A 22,483-nucleotide genomic window follows, 5' to 3' on the forward strand; every position below is an offset into this window, starting at 1 on the left:
GTTAGGAGATATCTGCAAACTCCAGATACTGCCAGCCGTTTTCCGCGATATATTCCTTTCGACCGGACAGATTCTCTCCGAGCAGCAGATCAAACATCTCGCTGGTCGCAGCAGCATCCTCCGGCAGAACACGGATCAGACGACGACTCTCCGGATTCATCGTGGTCTCCCACATCATATCCGCTTCATTTTCACCGAGACCCTTGGATCGCTGGATGGTGTATTTTTTGCCCGCCAGTTCCTTGAGAATATCCGCCTTTTCACTCTCGTCGAACGCAAAATAACTCTTGTTTTTGCAAGTGATTTCGTACAGCGGCGACTCTGCAATATACACATATCCCTCTTCAATCAGCGTCGGGACAAGGCGGTACAGCATCGTGAGCACCAGCGTGCGAATCTGAAAGCCATCGACATCAGCATCGGTGCAGATGATGACCTTGTTCCAGCGCAGATTGTTCAAGTCAAACGTAGACAGGTCTTTGGACGCCTTGGATTTGACCTCAACACCACAGCCGAGTACCTTCAACAAATCTGTGATAATATCATTCTTAAAAATCTTATCATAATCCGCCTTGAGACAATTGAGGATTTTGCCGCGGATGGGCATGATCGCCTGAAATTCCGAATCGCGTCCCTGCTTACAGGAACCGAGTGCGGAATCGCCCTCCACGATGTACAGCTCGCGGCGCGAGACATCGCGCGTGCGGCAATCGACAAATTTCTGTACGCGGTTGGCAACATCAATCGAGCCGGACAGCTTTTTGCGAATATTCAAGCGGGCTTTTTCCGCCTGCTCACGCGAACGCTTGTTAATCAAAATCTGCTCCGCAATTTTGTCCGCTTCTGCCTTGTTCTCAATAAAATAAATCTCCAGGCCGGAGCGCAGGAATTCCGTCATGGCTTCCTGTATAAACTTATTGGTAATCGCCTTTTTCGTCTGGTTTTCATACGAGGTATACGTTGAAAAACAGCTCGTAACCAGAATCAGACTGTCCGAGACATCCTGAAACGAAATGCGGCTCTCATTCTTGTTATATTTGCCGTTCTGCTTGAGATAAGCGTCAATCGCATAGACAAACGCGGAACGCACTGCCTTATCCGGCGCGCCGCCGTATTCCAGCCATGACGAGTTGTGATAATATTCCAAACGGGACACACTGGAAGAAAAGCAGAACGCACAGTTCAGCCGTACTTTATATTCCGGCTTATCCGCACGGTCGCGTCCACGGCGTTCTCCGCTGAGCGACTGGATGGAGGTCAGTGCTCTGTCCTCCGCAATCTCTGCAACATAGTCAGTGATGCCGTTTTCATAACAAAATTCCGTCGTTGTAAAACCGGTTTCCGTCTGATTGCGGAAAATAAATTTCAGATGCGGATTGACCACAGCCTGCCGCTTGAGCACATCCAGATAATACGACTCCGGAATGGAAATATCGGTAAACACCTCAAGATCGGGACGCCAACGGATCATGGTACCCGTATCCTTCCCATCATATTTCTTCTTTTTGAAACCGGTTTTGGTTCCGGTCTGATTTTCGCCCTTTTCAAAGTGCAGGGTATATTCCGTACCGTCACGGCGAACCATGACATCCATATATTCCGATGAATACTGTGTCGCACAGGTACCGAGACCATTCAGGCCAAGCGAAAACTCATAGTTCTCACCGTCATTGGTCTTATATTTGCCGCCGGCATACAGCTCACAGAATACCAGCTCCCAGTTATACCGCTTTTCATTCGGATTGAAATCAACCGGAATACCGCGGCCATGATCCTCTACCTCAATAGAATAATCGGCAAAGCGCGTGACTGTGATTTCACTGCCATACCCTTCGCGCGCCTCATCAATTGAGTTGGATAAAATTTCAAATACTGCATGCTGACAGCCATCCAAACCGTCCGAGCCAAAAATAACGCCCGGGCGCTTGCGCACACGGTCTGCGCCCTTGAGCGCGGAAATGCTCTCATTGCCGTATTGATTTGCTTTTTTCATGCTATTATTAACTCCAAATCATACTTCTGAATCATAAATTCCCGAATACTCGGTATTATATCGCAATTCTCCGCGCGCGTCAAATCATTGCGTTTTGAAATCCTGCGGCCGGTTTCTCCATGCATAAAAAAATTCTGACCCCATTCGAGGCCAGAATTCCATTTCATTTCTTTTTCTTCAGCTTTTTCTTTTCCGACTCGGCGCGGAAGAGCTTCATCTTTTCCTGCCAGAAGTAATTGGCGACGCCATACAGCACAAGTAACACAAGTGTAAGAACAATCGTCGCAATCTCATAGGTATTCCCCCATGATTCATAGCCTGCAATGGATTTTGAAAAAATGGTCGGCGTCACCAGCGTGATAACCAGTGCAACAGATGCAATGATGAGCGCAATGCGCTGAAGCCGATACAGCGCCGGATACACCTTGCGGCATTCCTCTGTAATACGCCGTTCGTCGCTGATCCACATACCGTCTGCCTTTTTCTTTTTCGTATTCTGTTTGCTGCCCATAGTCATTCAGTCTCTCTTCCTGTCAGTCTGCGCAGGGTCAGTCTCCCCGCGACGAACTAAGTATACCACATCTGTACAAAAAAGAACACCCGGCGGCGGGTGTTCTTTCCACATTGTTCACAAAGCTCAGTCTTCCAGATCGTCGAATGCATCCTCATCGTCATCGTCAAAGAATGGAAAGCCATCCGTGCCGACATTGTTGCTGCAAATGCTGATGTCCACACCCTTCTTAATCGGCGCCAGCAGGAAACCGACCATTGCGCCCAGACCAAACCACGCCAGCGCGCGGAAGAACTTTTCTGTTTTACTCATAAGCCTGTCCTCCTGAAATGCATGGGAATATACACCGGGCCATGTGCCCCACAGAATATTATATTCAGTATATCACATTCCGCGCTGCTATGCAAAAGAATGCGGTCTCCCATCACAAACGGGGAAACCGCATTCCGCATCCGTCCGGCGGATACCTGCGTTACAGAGTCCGGATCGGGTTGGTTTATCTCTCCAGCGCCGGCCGGGTGCACCAGCACATGACCTATGACACGCGCCGGGGATTTCTGCTCCGCAGGTAGTATGTGCAGCCGAACGGCGCATTATGCGCCCGGACAGCAAAAAACACCGGAAACGGTTTCCCGTTCCGGTGTTGATTGAGCAAGTAGTAAATCAATACTTTCTTCTCTTTGCGCGAGCCGCTTCGGACTTCTTGCGGCGCTTAACGCTCGGGCTCTCATAATGCTCACGCTTGCGAAGCTCGGAAAGCACACCCGCCTTTGCGCACGATCTCTTAAATCTTCTCAGTGCGCTGTCGAGAGACTCGTTTTCCTTTACGCGGATTTCCGACATTGTTTTCCCTCCCTCCGCGCGTTGCCAATAAACGCTTTTGCACAATCCGGCAAAAATGCCGTGAATATATTATATCGTTTTCCCAGTGTACTGTCAAGCACTACTTTTCTGTTTGTCCAAAAAAGCATGCGGGACGGTTTACTTGACAACGAGATTGATAATTTTATTGGGCACAACGATGGATTTAACCACATTTTTGCCCGCGATGGCATTCTGTACCTTGGCATCTGCCATAGCAATGGCAAGTGCCTCGTCCTTCGGGCAGTCCATCGGCAGGGTAATCTTGCCCTTGACCTTGCCATTGACCTGTACAGCGATCTCGATGGAGGACTCAACCGTCTTCTTCTCATCGAACTCCGGCCAGGTGTGCAGGCTCAGCAGGTCGGTCTCGCCCAGCATGTGCCACAACTCCTCGGTCACATGCGGTGCGAACGGGTTGAGCAGTGTCAGCAGGGTCTTGTATTCAGCGCGGTTGACGCCGTTGTCGTACAGCTGGTTGAGCAGCGTCATCATCTGCGCGATAGCGGTGTTCATCTTCAGGTTTTCAATGTCCTCGCTGACCTTCTGGATCGTGCGGTGCATCGCAACCTCATTTTCCTTGCTGTATTCATCGCCCGGCTGTACCTTGTCAAACAGAGCCCAGACACGCTCGACAAAGCGGCGGCAGCCCTTGATTGCCTTCTGCGACCAGGCAGCGGACTTCTCAAAGTCGCCGATGAACATCTCATACAGGCGCATGGTATCCGCGCCGTACTCGTCGATGGTCTCATCCGGGTTGACGACATTGCCCAGCGACTTGGACATTTTGACAACCGGATGCTCTGCCATCTCGCCATACTTCTCAACAAGATGCTTTCTCGCGCCCTTTTCATCGCCAAACTCTTCCAGCAGCTTTTTCTTTTCGTCTTCCGGCAGGTTGACGAAGCTGTGCGGATTCTGACCCAGGATCATGCCGTGGCTTGTGCGCTTCTTATACGGCTCCTTGTACGGAACAACGCCGATATCATACAGGAACTTATGCCAGAAACGGGAGTACAGCAGATGCAGCGTGGTGTGCTCCATGCCGCCGTTATACCAGTCAACCGGGCCCCAGTATTCCAGTGCTTCCTTGGAAGCCAGCTCCTTGTCGTTGTGCGGGTCCATATAGCGCAGGAAGTACCACGAAGAACCGGCCCACTGCGGCATGGTATCGGTCTCGCGCTTGGCCGGGCCGCCGCAGCACGGACAGGTGGTATTGACCCAATCGGTCATCGATGCAAGCGGGGATTCGCCGTCATCGGTCGGCTCATAGGAATCGACATCCGGCAGGCGCAGCGGCAGCTCAGACTCCGGAATCGGAACCCAACCGCACTTTTCACACTTGACCAGCGGAATCGGCTCGCCCCAGTAGCGCTGGCGGGAGAAGACCCAGTCGCGCAGCTTGTAGTTGACCTTCGCATGACCGACGCCCTTTTCGGTCAGGAATTCAGTGATTGCCTTCTTAGCTTCCTCTACGGTCATGCCGTCCAGGAAACCGGAGTTGACCATAATGCCGGTTGCGCAGTCGGTGAAGGCAGCCTCCTGTACGTTGCCGCCCTTGACGACCTCGATGATCGGCAGATCAAACTTCTTTGCAAATGCCCAGTCGCGGTCATCGTGCGCCGGTACTGCCATGATGGCACCGGTGCCGTAGCTCATCAGGACATAGTCAGAGACAAAGATCGGAATTTCCGTACCGTTGACCGGGTTGATGGCGCGCACGCCGTCCAGCTTGACACCGGTCTTGTCCTTGACTAGCTCGGTGCGCTCAAAATCGGACTTGTGTGCAGCCTCCTCACGATAGGCGCGGATTGCATCGATATTTGTCAGCTTGTCCGCCCACTTCTCAACCATCGGGTGCTCCGGCGAAATAACCATATAGGTTGCGCCGAACAGGGTGTCCGGGCGGGTGGTGTAGACGGTCAGCACATCGCCTTCCGTGGTCTTGAAATCGACCTCGGCACCAGTCGAGCGACCGATCCAATGGCGCTGCTGGCTCTTGACGCGGTCGATGTAATCGACATCGTCCAGATCGTCGATCAGGCGCTGTGCATACTCGGTAATCTTGAGCATCCACTGGCTCTTGTTCTTGCGGATGACCTCGCTGCCGCAGCGCTCACAGACGCCGTTGACAACCTCTTCGTTCGCAAGCACGCACTTACAGCTGGTGCACCAGTTGACTGCCATTTCCTTTTTGTATGCCAGACCCTTCTTGAACAGCTGGAGGAAAATCCACTGTGTCCACTTGTAGTATTCCGGATCGGTGGTGTTGATCTCGCGGTTCCAGTCAAACGACAGGCCGAGCGCCTTCAGCTGGCTCTTGAAACGTGCGACATTCTGCTTGGTGACCTCCGCCGGATGCACATGGTTCTTGATGGCGAAGTTTTCAGTCGGCAGGCCGAATGCATCCCAGCCCATCGGATACAGGACGTTATAGCCCTGCATGCGGCGCTTTCTGGCAACGATGTCCAGTGCGGTGTAGGAACGCGGATGGCCTACGTGCAGGCCGGCGCCCGACGGATACGGGAACTCGACCAGTGCATAATATTTGGGCTTGGAATAGTCGTTGGTTGCAGCAAATGCCTGCTGGTCATCCCAAGCCTTCTGCCATTTGGCTTCAATGGCTTTGAAATCGTATTTTTCCAATGTTTGTGACTCCCATCTATTTTGAAGTATATGCGAACAATGCGTTACAGCTCGTCGACCGGAATCTGTACGGCATCCTTCCACAGCTTTTCCAGGCTGTAGAAGCTGCGTGCGGATTCCAGGAATACATGTACGAGGGCAAAGCCGTAATCGAGCAGAATCCAGCTCGCGGAATCATGTCCCTCAACATGGTGCGGCAGGATGCCGTAATCCGTCTTCAGGCGGAATTCCACCTCGTCAGCGAGTGTCTTAACCTGCGTCGTGCTGGACGCGGTGCAGATGACAAAATATTCGGCAATCGTGGTCAGGTCAGCTACCTTGAGCACCTGAATATCCTGTCCGCGCTTGCTGTCCAGGGCCTGTACTGCGGCCTTGATATACGTTTCCGTGGTATTGTTTGCCATAATATATTCTCCTTATTCCCTGCCTGAGGGAAATGACAGCTGTTTATTCATCATCGTCGTCATCCGAAAGCTCTCCGCTGCCGGTGTCGCTCTGCTGCGCCTTTTTATAGCCGGCATAGCGCACGGCACGCTCTTCCTCCCAGCTTCTGCTGTAGATGCCGAGGTCATCCGGCGTGATGATGTTAAAATCGTCCTCCGTCAGCTCGCGCGTGTACGGATTGAACGACTCGTTGATCTGGTCAAGAATCATGTCCTCGTCGAGGATGAAGAACCACAGGTCGCCGACCATGGCGTTGTCGCCCACCAGCGTCTGCATCTCCACGCCCTCCTCCATGTCCAGCTTCATGGCCTGCATGCCGAGCCAGAGAACCTGAGAGGTCGTCAGATCGGTTTCCACATTTTCGGAAACCGCCGCTGCAATCGACGGGATATTGATGAGGTTGGTCGGAGAGAGAACCTCCTTGCCGAGTGCGGTCAGAAAGGTCTGGAGCTTTTCCACGCGGCCGATGTCGCCGTCGTCATAGCCCGTGCCGTCGTCGTTATGGCGCCAGCGCAGAAACTCGACAACCGCCTTGCCGTCCAGATGCTGCCAGCCCTTTTTAAATTCGATGGAAAGATCCTGCGATGCATCATGGTAGTTCATGTCAAACGGCACATCGTAATCGATGCCGCCGATGGCGTCCACAATGTCCGCAACACCGTCAAAATTGGCGACGATATACTTGTCCGGGCGGAAGCCGATGACGCCGGAAATCTCATCCAGCTGCTGCTCAATGCCGCTGGCATACGAGGCGTTGAGCTTTTTGCCCGCGCCATGGCGCTCGGTATCCACGAGCGAATCGCGCGGGATATTGAGCAGCTTTGCCGTATGGTTTTTGGTGTCAAACACCAAAACCATCATGGAATCGGTTCGTGTTTCATCCTCATCTGTCACGGCGATAAACAATGTAAACACGCCATCGCGCCGCCCTTCGCCGTCTACGACGATCGCCGAGCCCTGATCCATATCGTCCGGATTGAGCTCGTTTCCGCCCAGCAGGGAGCCGGACGCATTGACCCAGTAGCAGAACGCAAAATATCCTACCACGCATACCACCGCAGCCGCCGCCAGGACAATCAGCACCCGGCGCAGCCATCTGTTCTCTTTCTTATCCATGCACTCTTCGTCCCATCCTCTGTCTGTTACATATGCTCCAGCAGCCAGTTTCTCGCCAAAACTGTATCCACATGAATCTGTTTTCCACGGTGAATGAGGTCGCGCAAGGAGGAATTCAGGCCATAGAGCAGGGCCTTGTCCAGATTTCGTGCAGCCAGCTTTCGTGCGGTTTTCACGCCGTCAAAACTGCGATTTTCTTCTATGTAATCGGCCATATAGACGATTTTATCCAGCAGGGTCATATCTGCGCAGCCGGTGGTGTGGTACGAGATTGCATGCACCACATCAGGGGGCGCGCCGTACACGTCTGCGGCAATGGCAGCTGCCGTTTTCCCGTGCAGCATTTTCCATTCTGTTTTTTCGACATCATTGGGTATTATACCGTATTTTTCGCACAAGTTCAACTGCTCTTCCTGAGAAAATGTCTTCGTGATGTCGTGCAGCAGCATGGCGAAGGCACACTTGTCTTCATCCTCGCCATATTGCTGTGCGAGCATGCGCGCGGCCTTCTCACAGCCCAGCGTGTGCTTGAGACGGAACCCCGACAGGCGGGAAAGGATATCTCTTCTGGTTTCATCATCGTAACGCATGGTGATCCTCCGTTCATTTCCGGCCGTGCGCCGCAGCGCCGGTCTGTCCCCTGAAAAAAAATTAGAAATACAGCCCCTGCTGTTCGATATACTGATAAATTGCCGGCGGCACCATCGCACGGCACAGCGCGCGGTCCGCGCGCACATCGGTCGACGAAACCGGCAGTGCCGGACAGTCGACAAGCCAGACACGCGCGTTCCATTTCTCTTTCAGCCATGCGGCCTTCTGTTCGAGCGCGGCATGGTCGTCGTCATCGCGTGCGACCGTGACCAGCCCGGCCAGCGCGCACAATGTCTCCGGCTCGCGCCATTTGTCCAGCGTCAGCAGCATGTCTGTTCCGATGATGAGGAACAGCTCTGCCTCCGGGAGCGCGCGCTGGAGCGCGCGCAGCGTATCAGCGGTATAGCTCCGCCCACCGCGCCGCAGCTCCATGTCGCATGCCTCCGCCCCGGGAATTTCCCGCGCCATCAGCCGCGTCATTTCGAGGCGCTGTTCCCCGTCCGCCGAGCCGTGCGGCATCGTTTTGTGCGGCGGCACGTTGTCGGGGATGAGCAGCAGGCGGTCAAACTGCATCGCTGCCATCGCCTGCCGCGCGGCGTGCACATGCCCGTTGTGCGGCGGGTTGAACGTACCGCCCATAATCCCGACGCGGCTCATGCGTTCAGGTCGATATGGCGGTTTTCCGGCTGGCGCGCAACGCGGAAGATGACAACCTTGGTGCCGATGCACTGTACCGGCTCGGCGTCCAGCTCCTCACACAGCACCTGCTGTGCCTCGCGCGGCGTCAACATCGCGGTCTCCAAAATCTTAATCTTCATCAGCTCGTGCTTTTCCAGCACCTCTTCGACCTGTGCAATCACTGCATCGGTCAGCCCTTCCTTGCCGATGAGGACGGTGTCACTGAGCGTATTTGCCATGGCGCGCAGACGGGCGCGCTGTTTGCTTGTCAGCATTTAGTTTTCTCCTTTTTCTTCCATGTATACCCGCAGCGCGCTGCCGAGTGCGGTAAACGCGCGGGCGCGGTGTGAAATTGAATTTTTAACCTCCGGGTCGAGCTCACCGAACGTGCAGCCGTATTTCGGCACGCAGAAAATCGGGTCATAGCCAAAGCCGCCGTTGCCGTGTTCCTCGTTGAGAATCGTGCCGCGGCACTGCCCGCGCACGGTCAGCTCCTTGCCGTCCGGGAATACACACGCCGCCACACAGACAAATTCCGCGCCGCGCTGATCCTCCGGCACTGCCATCAGCTTTTCCAGCAGCAACAGATTTCTGTCATGTGCCGTCGCGTCCGGCCCTGCCCAGCGGGCGGAATAAATGCCGGGGAACCCATCCAGCGCATCGACAACCAGGCCGGAATCGTCCGCAACCGCCGGCAGCCCCAGCGCCTTGCTGACGGCACGCGCTTTCATCATCGCGTTTTCCTCAAAGCTCTCGCCGTTTTCCTCGATTTCCGGAAAATCCTTCGGCATCGGCACGACCTCGAAGCCCATCGGCTCCCAAATCTGCTTTACTTCCTGTATCTTACCCTTATTGTGTGATGCAAGTACGAATTTCATCCGACTTCACCCGTGATCTTTCTCTGTTCCCGACACAGCTTTGCTGTGCCGCGGCGTGCCAGTGACATCAGACGGGTGTATTCTTCCTTGGTAAACGGGCGGCCCTCACCGGTGCCCTGAATCTCTACGAATTCGCCCTTCTCGGTCATGACAAAGTTCGCATCGACAATGGCGTGCGAATCCTCCTCATACGCGAGATCGAGAATCGGCTCGTCGTTCCAGATACCTGCGGATACCGCTGCAACCTGTCCGGTCAGCGGAATTTTTTTGAGCACGCCGTCATCCACGAGCTTTTTGCACGCCAGCCACAGCGCGACATAGCCGCCCGTAATGGATGCACAGCGCGTGCCGCCGTCCGCCTGAATGACATCACAGTCGATGATAATCTGGCGCTCGCCCAACGCCTCCATATCAGTGACTGCGCGCAGCGCGCGGCCGATCAGACGCTGAATCTCCGCGCTGCGGCCGTTAAGCTTGAGCTTGGAAATATCACGGCGGTTTCTGGTATTGGTCGCGCGCGGCAGCATGCTGTATTCCGCCGTGACCCAGCCGCGCCCGGTGCCCTTGACATGCGGCGGGACATTTTCCTCTACCGTTGCATTGCAGATCACCTTGGTGTTGCCCACGGAAATGAGCACGGAGCCCTCCGCATGCATCGTAAAATTGGGTACAATCTTCATTTTGCGCATCTCATCGTTGCGCCGTAAATCAGGTCTTGCCATTGTTTACTCGTCTCCTTCCACCGGCAGCAACGCCTCGACAAACGCCCTGCGCTCAAACGGCATTAAATCATCAATGCCTTCGCCGACGCCGACATATTTGACCGGAACCCCGAGCCCCGCAGAAATTGCGACCACAATGCCGCCCTTTGCAGTGCCGTCCAGCTTGGTCAGAACAATGCCGGTGAGTTTCGCCGCCTTGTTAAACTGCTCTGCCTGTGAAACGGCATTCTGTCCGGTTGTCGCATCGAGCACCAGCAGGGTCTCCCGGCTGGAATCGGGCAATTCGCGCGCAATGACGCGGTCGATCTTATTCAGCTCGTTCATGAGGTTTGCCTTGTTGTGCAAACGGCCCGCCGTATCGACAATGATGATATCACAGCCGCGTGCCTTTGCCGCAGCAATCGAATCGAATACGACTGCCGCCGGGTCTGCGCCTTCGCCATGGCGGACGATATCCGCACCGGCACGCTTCGCCCAGATGGTCAGCTGGTCTGCTGCCGCCGCGCGGAAGGTGTCCGCTGCCGCCAGCATAACACGCTTGCCCTGTGCCGCATACGATGCGGCGAGCTTGCCGATGGTCGTGGTCTTGCCCACGCCATTGACACCGATGACCAGAATGACTGCCGGTTCACTGGATACATCCAGCCCGGAATCCTCCTGCATCATGCCCGCGAGAATATCGCACAGCGCAGTGCGCAATTCTTCCCTGGTCTCAATGCGTTCGTGCTTGGCGCGGTCGCGCAGCTGGTCAACCGCTTTGGATGCCGTCGCCGCACCGAGATCCGCAAGAATCATTGCCTCTTCCAATTCCTCCAGCAGGTCTTCGTCCACTTTGACAAAGGCCGCCATAACATCGCCGAGCGATTCACTGACCGCCGCTGTCGTCTTTTTCAGACCTTGTTTGATCTTATCGAAAAATCCCATTGTGGAATCCTCCTTTTCTCTATTGTCAACATTCAGATTGGAATGAATTTACCCTGTTTTATATCATTGGGTGGGGCAGACTGACGGACGCGTTTGTCCGGCATGTCTGCGCGCGCGGGAGCGCGCCACAAAGGTTTTCTTTTGGTGACTTTTCTTTTTCTCAAAAAGAGAACTCTATAAGCTCCCAGCTTGTTTTGTGCCGTTGGGAGCAGACTGGCAGACGCGTTTGTCCGGCATGTCTGCGCGCGCGGGAGCGCGCCACAAAGGTTTTCTTTTGGTGACTTTTCTTTTTCTCAAAAAGAGAACTCTATAAGCTCCCAGCTTGTTTTGTGCCGTTGGGGGCAGACTGGCGGACGCGTTTGTCCGGCATGTCTGCGCGCGCGGGAGCGCGCCACAAAGGTTTTCTTTTGGTGACTTTTCTTTTCCTCAAAAAGAAAAGTCACGTCAGCTCCATCTTCATTTCGCGCTCGACGTCCGCGATGTTGAGCATCAGCAGCTTGGACACGCCGCGCTCCTGCATAGTCACGCCATACAGCATATCGGCTTCCTCCATCGTGCCGCGGCGGTGTGTGATGACAATGAACTGCGTCTTATCCGACAGCCGCTGCAAATACTGCGCAAAGCGCGTCACATTGACGTCATCCAGTGCGGCTTCGATTTCGTCAAGCACGCAGAACGGCGTCGGGCGCACCTTGAGAATGGCAAAATACAGTGCGATGGCGACAAATGCCTTCTCGCCGCCGGACAGCAGCGACAGGCTCTTAACCGTCTTACCGGGCGGCGTGACGCGAATTTCAATGCCGCAGCCGAGAATATCGGTCTCATCCTCCAGAATCAGCTCGGCACTGCCGCCGCCGAAAATTTCCCGGAAGGTCTCCCCAAAATACTGGTTGAGCTGGGCAAATGACTGGGCAAACGTGTCCTTCATTTGTTCCGTGAGCTTGCCGATAATGCCGCGCAGCTCGCCTTCTGCCTGCTCGAGATCATTTTTCTGCCCGGTCAGGAATATCAGACGTTCGCTCAGTTCGGCATACTCGTCGACTGCCGACAGATTGACCGCACCTAGTGAACGGATCGCACGGCGCAGGTCAGACGCCTGTTTTTCTTCCGCCTGCCGGTCTTGGACCACATGCGCCAGCGGGCGTGCCGCCGTCGGCGTCAGCTCATAGCTCTCCCACATTTTGTCGAGAATCTGCTGTTCCTCACGGCGCAGCTGCTGTGCCGCGGCTTCCGCCTCCGCATGGCGGCGCTCCAGCGTTACCATGTCGTTGCCGGTCTCACGCGCAGTTTTCTCCGCTTCGGTTTTGTTCTGTTCCAGCCGCATGCGGCTCTGCCCGCATTCGCGCAGCTGCGTGCGCAGGTCTTCGGTGCGCTGACGGTTTTCCTCGCCGCGCGTTTCCAGCTGAGTGCGCTCCGCATCTGCCTGCCGGATGGCCTGTTCATATTCACCCATGCGGCGGCGATGGTCTTCGGCGGTACGCTGTGCGCTCTCTGCCATCTGTTTCAGATCGTCCAGACCCTGCTGTGCGCTGTCGCGCTCGGTCTGCGCCTGTACAAGTGCTGTGCGCAGCTCCGCCGCCCTGTCGTTCTGTATGGTCAGCTCTCCGGCGGCCTTCTGTGCACTGCCCGCTGCCGCGTTCAGCGCGGTGAGCGCCCGCTGGCGCTCACGCCCCAGCTCCGCCGCCTGCTGTTCCAGTCTGGCAATGTCCGTGCGCAGCTGTTTGCGGTGCTGCTCGGCATCGCTCTGCTCGGCACGAAACTGCTGTTCTGCCTCACGCACGCTGTCCAGCAAAATCTGATGCTGCTTTGCCTGTGCGGACAGCGCCGCCAGCTTCTGCCGCTGCTCTGCAAGGGCAGTGCCCATGCGCGCCGCGTCCTGCTCATGCTGCTTCGCATCCTCTGCAAGCTGTTTGCCGCGCGCCGTCAGCCGGTCGAGTTTTTCCTGCTGAACGCGCGCGCGCTCCTGCATCTGTTCGAGCTGGTTGGCGCGCGAAAGAATGCCGGATGACCGTCCGGCAGAGCCGCCGGTCATCGAACCGCCCGCATTGATGAGCTGACCATCCAGCGTCACAATGCGGAAGCGGTTGCGGTAGCTGCGCGCAATTGCAAGCGCACAGTCCATATCCTGCGCCACGACCGTGCGGCCGAGTGCATTGTCCACAATATCACGATAATCCGCATCACAGTCCACAAGATCGGCTGCAACACCGCAAAAGCCCTTGTTCTGTTCCAGCCCGCTCTCGCGCAGCGACTGCGGGCGGATGGTATCCATCGGCAGGAAGGTTGCACGCCCGCCGTCGCGCTTTTTGAGCATCTGAATGGCCAGCTTGCCGTGCTGTGCGGTTTCGACCACAAGGTTGGATGCCGCCGCGCCGAGCGCGGTTTCAATCGCCGTGACATACTGCCCGGACACATGAATGAGGGATGAGAGCGGCCCGCGCACGCCCTTCAGCGCGCCGGACGATGCCTGCCCCATGACCAGCTTGACCGCACGGGAAAAGCCCTCATATTCGCGCTGCAATTCGGTCAGCATGCGCACGCGGTTGCGGCTGTCCGTCAGTGCCGCCGTCAGCTCCGCATGTTCCCGGCGGGCGTCATTTACCATGCGCGCCGCTTCCTGCGCATCCTCCTGTGCACGCTGCAATGCGCGTTCTTCCTGCGCGATTTTACCGCGCATTTCATCCAGCGCATGCTGCATCTCCTGCTGGGCTTCCTGTTCGCGTTCGGTGCGCGTCTTTGCAGAACGCACATCGTCGCCTACACTTTTGCTGCGCCCCTCCAGCGCTTCCAGCCGTGCCTCCGCCGCGCGGCGGTCGGCCTGCACGGCAAACATGCGCTCGCCCAGTTCTTCCGCCTGTTCGCGCAGACGGTCGGCCTGCTTCTGGCTGTCCTCCACCTGCGCCGACAACGCCGCAACCGCCTTCTGCTTTTGCTCCAGTGCAGCAGACTGCTCCGCAATCTGCTGTTCCAGTTCCTCCAGCCGCGTCTGTCTCGCCTGCATCTGCCCGCGCAGGGCATCGGTCTGCTCGCGTTGCGCTTCCAGCTGACCTTTTGCCAGCCCGATGTTTTCCGCTGCGTTGCGGCGGCTTTCATCGAGCACCGCCATGCGGCGTGTCACACCTGCCGCAGCTTCTTCCGCTGCGGAAAGCTGTGCCTGCAACTGCTCGGCACGGATATCCGACTGGCGCATTTCCTCCGCCAGCTGCTCCGCGCGCATGTACTGCTTCCGCTGCGCTTCGCGCACCGCTTCCAGCTTCTGCTCGGCCTCACGGCGTTCGCGCTCACTGGTGTCGCGCGCATCCTTCATGCCGTCCAGTGTGTCCATCCACAGAGACACCTCATGCACGCGCAGCTCATCGCGCAGACCGATATATTTCTTCGCGTCCTCCGCCTGCTTTGCCAGCGGGCCGGAGCGCGCGTTCAGTTCGTTCCAGATGTCGCGGATGCGCACAAGATTGTCCGCCGTCTGCTCCAGCTTGCGTTCGGCTTCTTCCTTGCGCGTGCGGAAGCGCGTGACGCCTGCCGCTTCCTCGAACACCTCGCGCCGGTCGGCACTCTTGACCGCAAGGATTTCATCAATGCGGCCCTGTCCGATGATGGAATAACCGTCATGTCCCAGACCGGTGTCCATGAACACTTCCCGGACATCACGCAGGCGCACGCGCTTGCGGTTGAGGTAATATTCACTCTCTCCGCTGCGGTAATATTTGCGCGTCACCATGACCTCTGTCGCCTCGACCGGGAATTGTCCGGCGGAATTGTCCAGAATCAGCGTGACCTGTGCTGCCCCCATCGGACTGCGCCGCGCTGTTCCGGCAAAGACGACATCCTCCATCTTTGCGCCGCGCAGGCTTTTGGTCGACTGCTCACCCAGCACCCAGCGGATGGCGTCCGAAATATTCGATTTTCCGCTTCCGTTCGGGCCGACAATTGCAGTCATACCGTCAGAAAACCGGATGGTCGTCCGGTCGGGGAACGATTTAAACCCCTGTAATTCGAGTGATTTCAGATACACGCGGATCCCTCAGCTTCTGTTATTGGCGGCAGCGGCGCAATTGCCGATACCGATTCTATGATACAGGATATCATGTTTTTTGCTTCGTTGCAATCAATCCATGCAGAAAGTCGCCACATTCATACCTTTTTTCCGGTGCGCGCCGCACAAATTCGACGCCTTTGTCGGTTTTCCGGCATGAGGAAAGACCCTCTCCATCCTGCTCCGGCGAGAGGGTCCTGCCTTACGTGTCCTGCGCTTTGATCCGGATATCCCGTCCGGGAAAGTCCCGTTTCAGCCGCTGCACATTGCGGCGGTTCTGCCCAATGGCGCGCGAAAGCGCGCGGGCTGGGACATACAGCGTGCCGCCCGCCTGTGCTTCCAGCTGTGCGCGCAGTCTGCGGTACCACAGCTCGTTCCATGACAGCTCGCCGAGTGCGGGATGATATGCACCCGCTTCGACCGTGCGGTTTAATTCCTCCGTCGGGTTAAGCCCGATGCGGATGACCGGGATGTCCGCACGCTGGAACACTTCCAGCATGTCAGCACACCACACCGCTGCGGTTTCGTTATCCAGCGGCGTATAGTTGCCCGCCTGCCACAGGTCGTGCAGCTCGGTATCCGGCAGCACCGCCACCGGATAGATGCGCACGCCGTCCGGCTCCAGTGCGGCGACGCGCTCCGCAGTCTGCCGCACGGTTTCACGCGTATCGCCCGGCAGTCCCGCCATGGTCTGTAAAATCAGCGAGACCCCCTCCTGCCGAATGAGCCGGGATGCCCGCACGGTGTCCGCTGCTGTGTGCCCGCGCCGGGACAGCCGCAGCACCTCGTCGTCCATCGACTGCGCGCCCAGCTCAATCGTCGCCACACCGTGGCGGCGCAGACGGCTGAGTGTGTCTTCGTCAATCGCATCCGGACGCGTGGACAGCCGCACAGCGGACAGCTTGCCCTGCGCCAGAAATTCATCTGTCACGGCGAGCAGTGCCTCCTGCTCTTCGACCGGAATCGCCGTAAAGCTGCCGCCATAAAACGCCGCCTGCGGCGTGCTCCCGTCCGGCAGGACGGACAGCGCCTGCGTGAGAATCTCCCGCGTCCGTTCGGGTGTCATGCGCGCGGACTGTCCGGCAATCGCGCGCTGATTGCAGAACACACAGCGGCACGGGCAGCCGGCGTGCGGCACAAACACCGGCACAATCGATGCCATGTTATTCCTTGCCCATCAGCTCGAGCGCGGCCTTTGCCGCCATCTGCTCGGCTTCTTTCTTGCTGCGTCCGGTACCTTCCGCAAAGATATTGCGGTTGAGCAGCACCTGCACGGTGAAGCGCTTGTCGTGATCCGGACCGCTCTCGCCGCTCAGACGGTAACACAGCGTCTCCTGCCGGTTTTTCTGCACAATCTCCTGCAATGCGGTCTTGTAGTCGCGGAATGCGCCGCCCTGCTCCGCCAGGTCAACCTTTGCGGGCAGAAATGACAGGATAAACGTGCGCGCGGATTCCAGACCTCCGTCCAGATAAATCGCACCGATCAGCGCTTCCACTGAATCCGCCAGAATAGACGGGCGCTTGCGCCCGCCGCCGTTCTCCTCGCCCCTGCCGAGCAGGAGCAGGTGATCCAGCCCAAGTTCCTTGGCGACCTCATACAGTGTCTGCTCACAGACAACCGCCGCACGCATCTTGGTCAGCTGTCCCTCCGGTACGTTGGGATAGCGGTGGAAGACATAATCGGCGGATACAAGTCCCAGTATGGAATCGCCAAGAAACTCCAGCCGTTCATTGTTCTGAATATGCTGGTCACGGTGCTCATTCGCATACGACGAATGCGTCATCGCAGTGGTCAGCAGGCCGGTGTCATGAAACTGGTAAATCAGCTCGTCCTTTTCCATAAAAAATTCTCTCCTTTCTGTTTTTACTTATTTTTACTCAAAAGATGCGCCGGGAAGCGAGGGAAAAATGTGCCCCTGTTCCCCGGCGCACCGCTGTGTCTCAACTCAATCGTCATCGCCGATGCGGCGAACCAGATCGCCGATGGTCTTCATGCTTGCTGCTTCTTCCTCGGAAATTTCTCCGACATCGAATTCTTCCTCAATGCTCATCATCAGCTCGACCACATCGAGTGAATCCGCGCCGAGATCCTCTATGAACGCCGTGTCCATATTCAGAGAGCCGGCATCTACGCCGAACTGCTCGGAGAGGATATTACATACCTTCTCGAATACCACACGCTCACCTCCCTTTTCCCATCTTATATTCAAATAATATGCGCCGTTAACGGCCATGTCAATAGGAAATGTGCGTCAAAGCGTCATGTGGTCAATATTGCGTTCGATTTCCCCGACGACATCCGCATTTACGAAGTCCATCGCCTGCTTCACAGCGGAACGAATGGCTCTGGCGTCAGACGAACCGTGTGCCTTGAAGACCGGTTTGGAAATGCCGAGGAACGGCGCACCGCCGACCTCACTGGTGGACAGCAGCTTTTTCAGACCGCCCATCGCAGGCTTAACCAGCAGATATGCCAGCTTGGTGCGCGTGTTTGTGAGGAACAGGTTTTTGATCTCCCCCATCAGGAAGCTCGCAACACCCTCGACCGTCTTGAGCATGACATTGCCCGTAAAGCCATCGGTGACAGCGACATCACACACACCCTTGGGCACATCGCTGCCCTCGACGTTGCCGACGAAGTGGATGCGTCCGGCATCGCCTGCTTCCTTCAGCAGCTGATAGGCCTCCTTGCGCAGCGGATCGCCCTTGGTGTCCTCCGCACCGTTGTTGACCAGTCCGACACGCGGGGACTTAATGCCCATGACCTTCTCCATGTAAAAGCTGCCCATATAGGCAAACTGCAATAAGTATTCCGGCGTACATTCGGTGTTCGCGCCCGCGTCCACCAGCAGCACATGGCCGTTTTTGCACGGCAGCATCGGCGGCAGTGCCGCACGGCGGATTCCCTTCACGCGCTTGACGACCAGCGTCGCGCCGGAGAGCATCGCGCCCGTGTTGCCCGCGGATACCATGGCGTCACCTTCGCCATCGCGCAGCAGGCGCAGCGCAACCGACATGGACGCATTTTTCTTGCGGCGGACAGCCGTTGCCGGGTCGTCATGCATATCGATGACGTCATCTGCATGATATACGGAAATCGGCAGATCTGCGGCCTTCTCCTGTTCGAGCAGGCCGCGGATGGTGTCCTCCTTGCCGACCAGAATATATTCCTGTCCAAATTCGCGTGCGGCCATCACACAGCCGGATACAATCGCCTCCGGCGCGTTGTCGCCGCTCATCGCGTCGATAATCAGTTTCACAAGACATCCTCCTTTACGGTATCCAGCAGTTCGTCCAGCTGTTCCAGCGCGCGCAGGGCGATCTGCGTATTCTTCTCCCGCTTGCCCTTCACGCGGTAGCCGAGCGGCTGGATAATGCCGAAATTGATGTTCATCGGCTGGAATTTCACATTGGCTTCATTTGAGACATACAGTCCGAGCGCACCGATGGCAGTCGTGTCGGGGAACTCAATGAGCGGCAGTCCCTTCAGCTCACGCGCAAGGTTCAGTCCCGCCTCAAAGCCGGACGCCGCCGATTCAATATAGCCCTCTACGCCGGTCATCTGTCCGGCGAAGCGGATGCGCGGCTGCTCCCGCAGGCGGAAATGCCGGTCGAGCAGACGCGGCGAATCCATGAATGTGTTGCGGTGCATGACACCATAGCGCACAAACTCCGCGTTGCGCAGCGCGGGGATCATCGAGAACACGCGCTTCTGCTCGGGGAATTTCAAATGGGTCTGGAAGCCGACGAGATTGTACAGCGAGCCCGCTGCATTGTCGCGGCGCAGCTGTACGACAGCATACGGGTCTTTGCCGGTGCGTGGGTCGCGCAGACCAACCGGCTTGAGCGGGCCATACAGCAGCGTATCGTGCCCACGGCGGCCCATCACCTCGACCGGCATGCAGCCTTCAAACACTTTCTTGTCCTCAAAGCCGTGCACGGGTGCCTGCTCGGCATCGCACAGCGCCTGCCAGAACGCGTCGTACTGTTCGCGGTCCATCGGGCAGTTGATATAATCCGCCGTGCCCTTGTCATAGCGGGAAGCGAAATAAGCGCTCTCCATGTCAACCGAGTCAAAGCTGACAATCGGCGCGGCTGCATCATAGAAATGCAGATATTCATGCTGTCCGATTTTGTTTTTGATATCGTCAAACAGCGCGTCGGAGGTCAGCGGGCCGGTCGCAACAATCACATGCCCCTCGTCGGGGATGTGCGTGATCTCGCCCGCATGCACCGTGATATTCGGATGCGACTTGATTTTCTCCGTGACCATCGCGGCAAAGGCGACGCGGTCAACGGCGAGCGCACCGCCCGCCTCCACGCGCGTTGCGTCCGCGCAGGCAATCAACAGGCTGCCTGCACGGCGCAGTTCCTCCTTGAGCAGGCCGGGCGCGGTGCAGATTTCCGCGCCGCGCAGCGAATTGGAGCAGCACAGCTCGGCGAAATCATTGGAGTGATGCGCCGGTGTCATGCGCACCGGCTTCATCTCGTACAGATCGACGGCAATGCCGCGCTGCGCGAGCTGCCACGCCGCCTCGCTGCCCGCGAGTCCGGCTCCGATGACGGTTGCTTTATTCAGCATTGGCAGGTTCCTCCTCTGTCACGGCAGTCTTTTTGCGGGTGGTGCGCTTTTTCGGCGCCTCCTCCCCGTCGGCAGCAGCTGCCTTTTTGCGCGTCGTGCGCTTCTTCGGCGCTTCCTCGCCCTCAGCCGCCTCTGCCTTTTTTGCCGTCTTGCGGGTGGTGGTCTTTTTCGCCGTTGTTTTCTTCGCGGTCGTTTTCTTTGCAGTCGTCTTGCGGGTCGTCTTTTTCTTCGGCGCTTCCTCTGCGGTCTCCGCCGTCTCTGCACCGGTCTCACCCGCCGCTGCTGCCGCTGCGGCAGCCTCCGCTTCCTTCTGCGCCTTGGTCTTGCGCGGGGTGCGCTTGCTGATAAACTTCTTGTACTCGCAGCCGTCCTTATAGCAGACCAGATGGGTCTCACCGGTCTCGCGGTCATAATGGCGGAACAGCGCAGAGCCGCACTCCGGGCATTCCTCCTTGGTCGTCTTATCCCAGGTCATAAACGTGCAGTCCGGGTAGTTGCTGCACCCCAGATACGGGAAGCCGCGCTTGGACTTGCGCCCGACAATCTGCCCGCCGCACTTCGGGCAGGCGATGCCGGTTTCCTCGACAATCGGCTTGGTGAACTTGCATTCCGGATAGCCCGGGCAGGCGAGGAACTTGCCGAACCGACCGGACTTGATGACCATCTTGCGGCCGCACTGCTCACAGATGACATCGGTTTCCTCGTCTTTGATTTTAATGCGCTGACCCTCGAGATCCTTCTCCGCCTGCTGCAAAGCGGCTTCAAAGTCGCCGTAGAAGCGGCGCAGAACCTCGACATAGCTCATCTTGCCTTTTTCGACCTCGTCCAGCTCATCCTCCATGTGTGCGGTGAACGTGAGGTCCGCGACCGACGTAAATTTGTCTACGAGCAGCTCGGTTACGCCCTCACCGAGCGGTGTCGGGCGCAGGCTGCGTCCCTCCTTGACGACATAATCGCGCGCCAGAATAGTGGAAATGGTCGGCGCATAGGTGGACGGGCGTCCGATGCCCTTTTCTTCCATCGCCTTGATGAGTGATGCCTCGGTATAGCGTGCCGGCGGCTGGGTGAAATGCTGGGCAGGCGTGAGCTTTTTGCAGTCCAGCGTGTCGCCCTCGCCGAAATCAGGCAGCGGCTTGCCGGAGGTGGTGTCACTCTGCTTCGCGTCATCGGTGGATTCCTCATAGACGGCAGTAAAGCCCGGGAATGCGACCTTATAGCCGCTCGCGCGGAACACATAGCCCTGGGAAACGATATCGGCGGAAACGGTATCCAGAATTGCCTCCGACATCTGGCAGGCGACAAAGCGGCTCCACACCAGCTTATACAGCTTATACTGCTCCTCTGTCAGATACGGATGCAGGTCGTCCGGCGTCAGCGTGACGTTGGTCGGACGGATGGCCTCATGCGCATCCTGCGCGCCGTTCTTGGTGCGGAACACGCGCTTTTTGTCCGGATAATACTGTTCGCCATAGCGCTCCAGAATAAACTGCTTTGCGGCATCCGTCGCCTCGTCGGACAGGCGCAGCGAGTCGGTACGCATGTAGGTAATCAAACCGGTCAGCCCCTGCTCACCGATTTCAATGCCTTCATACAGCTGCTGTGCCACTGCCATCGTGCGGCGCGGCGTCATGCCGAGCTTGCGGCTGGCTTCCTGCTGCAAGGTCGAGGTGATAAACGGGGGGGCCGGATTTTTGCGTTTCTTGCCGCGGCGCACCTTGCTGACCGTAAACGGCTTTCCGGTGACTGCCTCGACAATGGCATTGGTCTGTGCTTCGGTCTTCAGCTCAACCTTGCCGGAAGCATCGCCATAAAACGACGCGGTGAATGCACCGCCCGTCTGTGTGGCGAGCTCCGCCTCCAGAGACCAGTATTCCTCCGGTACAAACGCACGGATTTCCTTCTCGCGGTCGACGACCATGCGCGTTGCGACCGACTGGACACGACCGGCGGACAGGCCGCGCTTGACCTTGCGCCACAGGAACGGCGACAACTCATAGCCGACAATGCGGTCGAGGATGCGGCGCGCCTGCTGCGCGTCGACCAGGTCGAGGTCGATATCACGCGGATGCGCAATGCCGTCCTGTACTGCACGTTTGGTAATCTCGTTGAACGTCACGCGCTTGGAGCGCTGGTCGCCCAGATACAGCATCTCCTTCAGATGCCAGGAAATGGCTTCTCCTTCGCGGTCGGGGTCGGTTGCGAGATAGACAAAGTCGCTCTCCTCCGCCGCTTCGCGCAGCTCGTTGATGATTTTATCCTTGCCTTCAATCGGGATATATTCCGGGCGGAAATCGTGTTCGATATCCACGCCCATCGTCTTTGCCGGCAGGTCGCGCAGATGTCCCATCGATGCCTTGACCACATAATCCGACCCGAGATATTTCCCGATGGTCTTCGCCTTGGCCGGGGACTCCACAATGACAAGTTTTGACATGTCTTCCTCCTGTTGGGTGCTTCCCGCGCAGGTCTGTCCTGCACTGCGGTGCACACCATGTTTCAAA

At 57.2% G+C, this 22,483-nt stretch carries 20 protein-coding genes; all 20 read right to left on the reverse strand.

Translation table 11 applies throughout. From position 1 onward, the window contains the following. Nucleotide 1 precedes the first annotated feature (1 nt). The 20 genes from CBW42_RS00210 to topA all read right to left on the reverse strand — a co-directional run bounded on the left by CBW42_RS00210 (nt 2) and on the right by topA (nt 22,416). The gene (locus CBW42_RS00210) at nt 2–1,993 is read right to left on the reverse strand and encodes a DNA gyrase/topoisomerase IV subunit B (protein WP_087016600.1); all 1,992 of its coding nucleotides are present in this window, start codon (nt 1,991–1,993) and stop codon (nt 2–4) included. A 163-nt stretch (nt 1,994–2,156) separates the two neighbouring features. Continuing rightward, nucleotides 2,157–2,510, reverse strand: a complete 354-nt coding sequence (locus tag CBW42_RS00215; protein ID WP_087016602.1) for a hypothetical protein — start codon at nt 2,508–2,510, stop codon at nt 2,157–2,159. Nucleotides 2,511–2,630: 120 nt separating this feature from the next. Then, entirely contained in the window at nt 2,631–2,816 is a 186-nt protein-coding gene (locus CBW42_RS00220; RefSeq protein WP_087016604.1) for a hypothetical protein, read from the reverse strand. A 351-nt stretch (nt 2,817–3,167) separates the two neighbouring features. Then, a complete protein-coding gene (rpsU, locus tag CBW42_RS00230; RefSeq protein ID WP_087016608.1) occupies nt 3,168–3,347 on the reverse strand; it encodes a 30S ribosomal protein S21 in 180 nt (59 codons plus the stop codon). Between the two features lie 138 nt (nt 3,348–3,485). Continuing rightward, entirely contained in the window at nt 3,486–6,011 is a 2,526-nt protein-coding gene (gene leuS / locus CBW42_RS00235) for a leucine--tRNA ligase (RefSeq protein WP_087016610.1), read from the reverse strand. 44 nt (nt 6,012–6,055) lie between these two features. Next, entirely contained in the window at nt 6,056–6,415 is a 360-nt protein-coding gene (gene rsfS, locus CBW42_RS00240) for a ribosome silencing factor (RefSeq protein WP_087016612.1), read from the reverse strand. Between the two features lie 43 nt (nt 6,416–6,458). Further along, entirely contained in the window at nt 6,459–7,571 is a 1,113-nt protein-coding gene (locus CBW42_RS00245; protein ID WP_087016614.1) for an LCP family protein, read from the reverse strand. 26 nt (nt 7,572–7,597) lie between these two features. Then, a complete protein-coding gene (yqeK, locus tag CBW42_RS00250; protein WP_165760984.1) occupies nt 7,598–8,161 on the reverse strand; it encodes a bis(5'-nucleosyl)-tetraphosphatase (symmetrical) YqeK in 564 nt (187 codons plus the stop codon). 61 nt (nt 8,162–8,222) lie between these two features. Then, nucleotides 8,223–8,819 carry a nicotinate-nucleotide adenylyltransferase gene (nadD, locus tag CBW42_RS00255; protein ID WP_087016619.1) on the reverse strand — a complete coding sequence of 199 codons (597 nt, stop codon included), beginning with the start codon at nt 8,817–8,819 and terminating at the stop codon, nt 8,223–8,225. Further along, entirely contained in the window at nt 8,816–9,115 is a 300-nt protein-coding gene (locus CBW42_RS00260) for a YhbY family RNA-binding protein (protein WP_087016621.1), read from the reverse strand. The genes nadD and CBW42_RS00260 overlap by 4 nt, the downstream gene beginning before the upstream one ends. Continuing rightward, entirely contained in the window at nt 9,116–9,718 is a 603-nt protein-coding gene (rdgB, locus tag CBW42_RS00265; RefSeq protein WP_087016623.1) for an RdgB/HAM1 family non-canonical purine NTP pyrophosphatase, read from the reverse strand. It lies immediately after the preceding gene. Beyond that, nucleotides 9,715–10,440: a ribonuclease PH gene (rph, locus tag CBW42_RS00270; protein ID WP_087016625.1), complete on the reverse strand. Its 726-nt coding sequence runs from the start codon at nt 10,438–10,440 to the stop codon at nt 9,715–9,717. The genes rdgB and rph overlap by 4 nt, the downstream gene beginning before the upstream one ends. 3 nt (nt 10,441–10,443) lie before the next feature. Further along, on the reverse strand, nt 10,444–11,364 hold the full coding sequence (gene ftsY, locus CBW42_RS00275; protein WP_087016627.1) for a signal recognition particle-docking protein FtsY: 921 nt from the start codon (nt 11,362–11,364) through the stop codon (nt 10,444–10,446). 439 nt (nt 11,365–11,803) lie between these two features. Beyond that, nucleotides 11,804–15,379, reverse strand: coding sequence for a chromosome segregation protein SMC (smc, locus tag CBW42_RS00280; RefSeq protein ID WP_165760985.1), 3,576 nt, complete (start codon nt 15,377–15,379; stop codon nt 11,804–11,806). 223 nt (nt 15,380–15,602) lie between these two features. Beyond that, complete coding sequence (locus CBW42_RS00285) at nt 15,603–16,562, reverse strand: elongator complex protein 3 (protein ID WP_087016632.1); 960 nt, start codon at nt 16,560–16,562, stop codon at nt 15,603–15,605. A 1-nt stretch (nt 16,563) separates the two neighbouring features. Further along, entirely contained in the window at nt 16,564–17,241 is a 678-nt protein-coding gene (gene rnc / locus CBW42_RS00290; RefSeq protein ID WP_087016634.1) for a ribonuclease III, read from the reverse strand. A 105-nt stretch (nt 17,242–17,346) separates the two neighbouring features. Further along, nucleotides 17,347–17,577, reverse strand: a complete 231-nt coding sequence (gene acpP, locus CBW42_RS00295) for an acyl carrier protein (protein WP_087016635.1) — start codon at nt 17,575–17,577, stop codon at nt 17,347–17,349. 75 nt (nt 17,578–17,652) lie between these two features. Beyond that, nucleotides 17,653–18,660 carry a phosphate acyltransferase PlsX gene (plsX, locus tag CBW42_RS00300; protein WP_087016637.1) on the reverse strand — a complete coding sequence of 336 codons (1,008 nt, stop codon included), beginning with the start codon at nt 18,658–18,660 and terminating at the stop codon, nt 17,653–17,655. After that, nucleotides 18,657–19,982 carry a methylenetetrahydrofolate--tRNA-(uracil(54)-C(5))-methyltransferase (FADH(2)-oxidizing) TrmFO gene (gene trmFO / locus CBW42_RS00305; protein ID WP_087016639.1) on the reverse strand — a complete coding sequence of 442 codons (1,326 nt, stop codon included), beginning with the start codon at nt 19,980–19,982 and terminating at the stop codon, nt 18,657–18,659. Before trmFO ends, plsX begins: the two co-directional genes overlap by 4 nt. Beyond that, nucleotides 19,972–22,416, reverse strand: a complete 2,445-nt coding sequence (topA, locus tag CBW42_RS00310) for a type I DNA topoisomerase (RefSeq protein WP_087016641.1) — start codon at nt 22,414–22,416, stop codon at nt 19,972–19,974. The genes trmFO and topA overlap by 11 nt, the downstream gene beginning before the upstream one ends. Between the last annotated feature and the right edge of the window lie 67 nt (nt 22,417–22,483).

The sequence above is a fragment of the Butyricicoccus porcorum genome (genome assembly GCF_002157465.1).
Classification (GTDB): domain Bacteria; phylum Bacillota; class Clostridia; order Oscillospirales; family Butyricicoccaceae; genus Butyricicoccus_A; species Butyricicoccus_A porcorum.

Bases quoted from the DNA above. Each gene is read 5' to 3' on its own strand.
- CBW42_RS00210 (WP_087016600.1), bottom strand. From the start codon at position 1,993: ATGAAAAAAGCAAATCAATACGGCAATGAGAGCATTTCCGCGCTCAAG.
- CBW42_RS00215 (WP_087016602.1), bottom strand. From the start codon at position 2,510: ATGACTATGGGCAGCAAACAGAATACGAAAAAGAAAAAGGCAGACGGT.
- CBW42_RS00220 (WP_087016604.1), bottom strand. From the start codon at position 2,816: ATGAGTAAAACAGAAAAGTTCTTCCGCGCGCTGGCGTGGTTTGGTCTG.
- rpsU (WP_087016608.1), bottom strand. From the start codon at position 3,347: ATGTCGGAAATCCGCGTAAAGGAAAACGAGTCTCTCGACAGCGCACTG.
- rsfS (WP_087016612.1), bottom strand. From the start codon at position 6,415: ATGGCAAACAATACCACGGAAACGTATATCAAGGCCGCAGTACAGGCC.
- CBW42_RS00245 (WP_087016614.1), bottom strand. From the start codon at position 7,571: ATGGATAAGAAAGAGAACAGATGGCTGCGCCGGGTGCTGATTGTCCTG.
- yqeK (WP_165760984.1), bottom strand. From the start codon at position 8,161: ATGCGTTACGATGATGAAACCAGAAGAGATATCCTTTCCCGCCTGTCG.
- nadD (WP_087016619.1), bottom strand. From the start codon at position 8,819: ATGAGCCGCGTCGGGATTATGGGCGGTACGTTCAACCCGCCGCACAAC.
- CBW42_RS00260 (WP_087016621.1), bottom strand. From the start codon at position 9,115: ATGCTGACAAGCAAACAGCGCGCCCGTCTGCGCGCCATGGCAAATACG.
- rdgB (WP_087016623.1), bottom strand. From the start codon at position 9,718: ATGAAATTCGTACTTGCATCACACAATAAGGGTAAGATACAGGAAGTA.
- rph (WP_087016625.1), bottom strand. From the start codon at position 10,440: ATGGCAAGACCTGATTTACGGCGCAACGATGAGATGCGCAAAATGAAG.
- ftsY (WP_087016627.1), bottom strand. From the start codon at position 11,364: ATGGGATTTTTCGATAAGATCAAACAAGGTCTGAAAAAGACGACAGCG.
- CBW42_RS00285 (WP_087016632.1), bottom strand. From the start codon at position 16,562: ATGGCATCGATTGTGCCGGTGTTTGTGCCGCACGCCGGCTGCCCGTGC.
- rnc (WP_087016634.1), bottom strand. From the start codon at position 17,241: ATGGAAAAGGACGAGCTGATTTACCAGTTTCATGACACCGGCCTGCTG.
- trmFO (WP_087016639.1), bottom strand. From the start codon at position 19,982: ATGCTGAATAAAGCAACCGTCATCGGAGCCGGACTCGCGGGCAGCGAG.
- topA (WP_087016641.1), bottom strand. From the start codon at position 22,416: ATGTCAAAACTTGTCATTGTGGAGTCCCCGGCCAAGGCGAAGACCATC.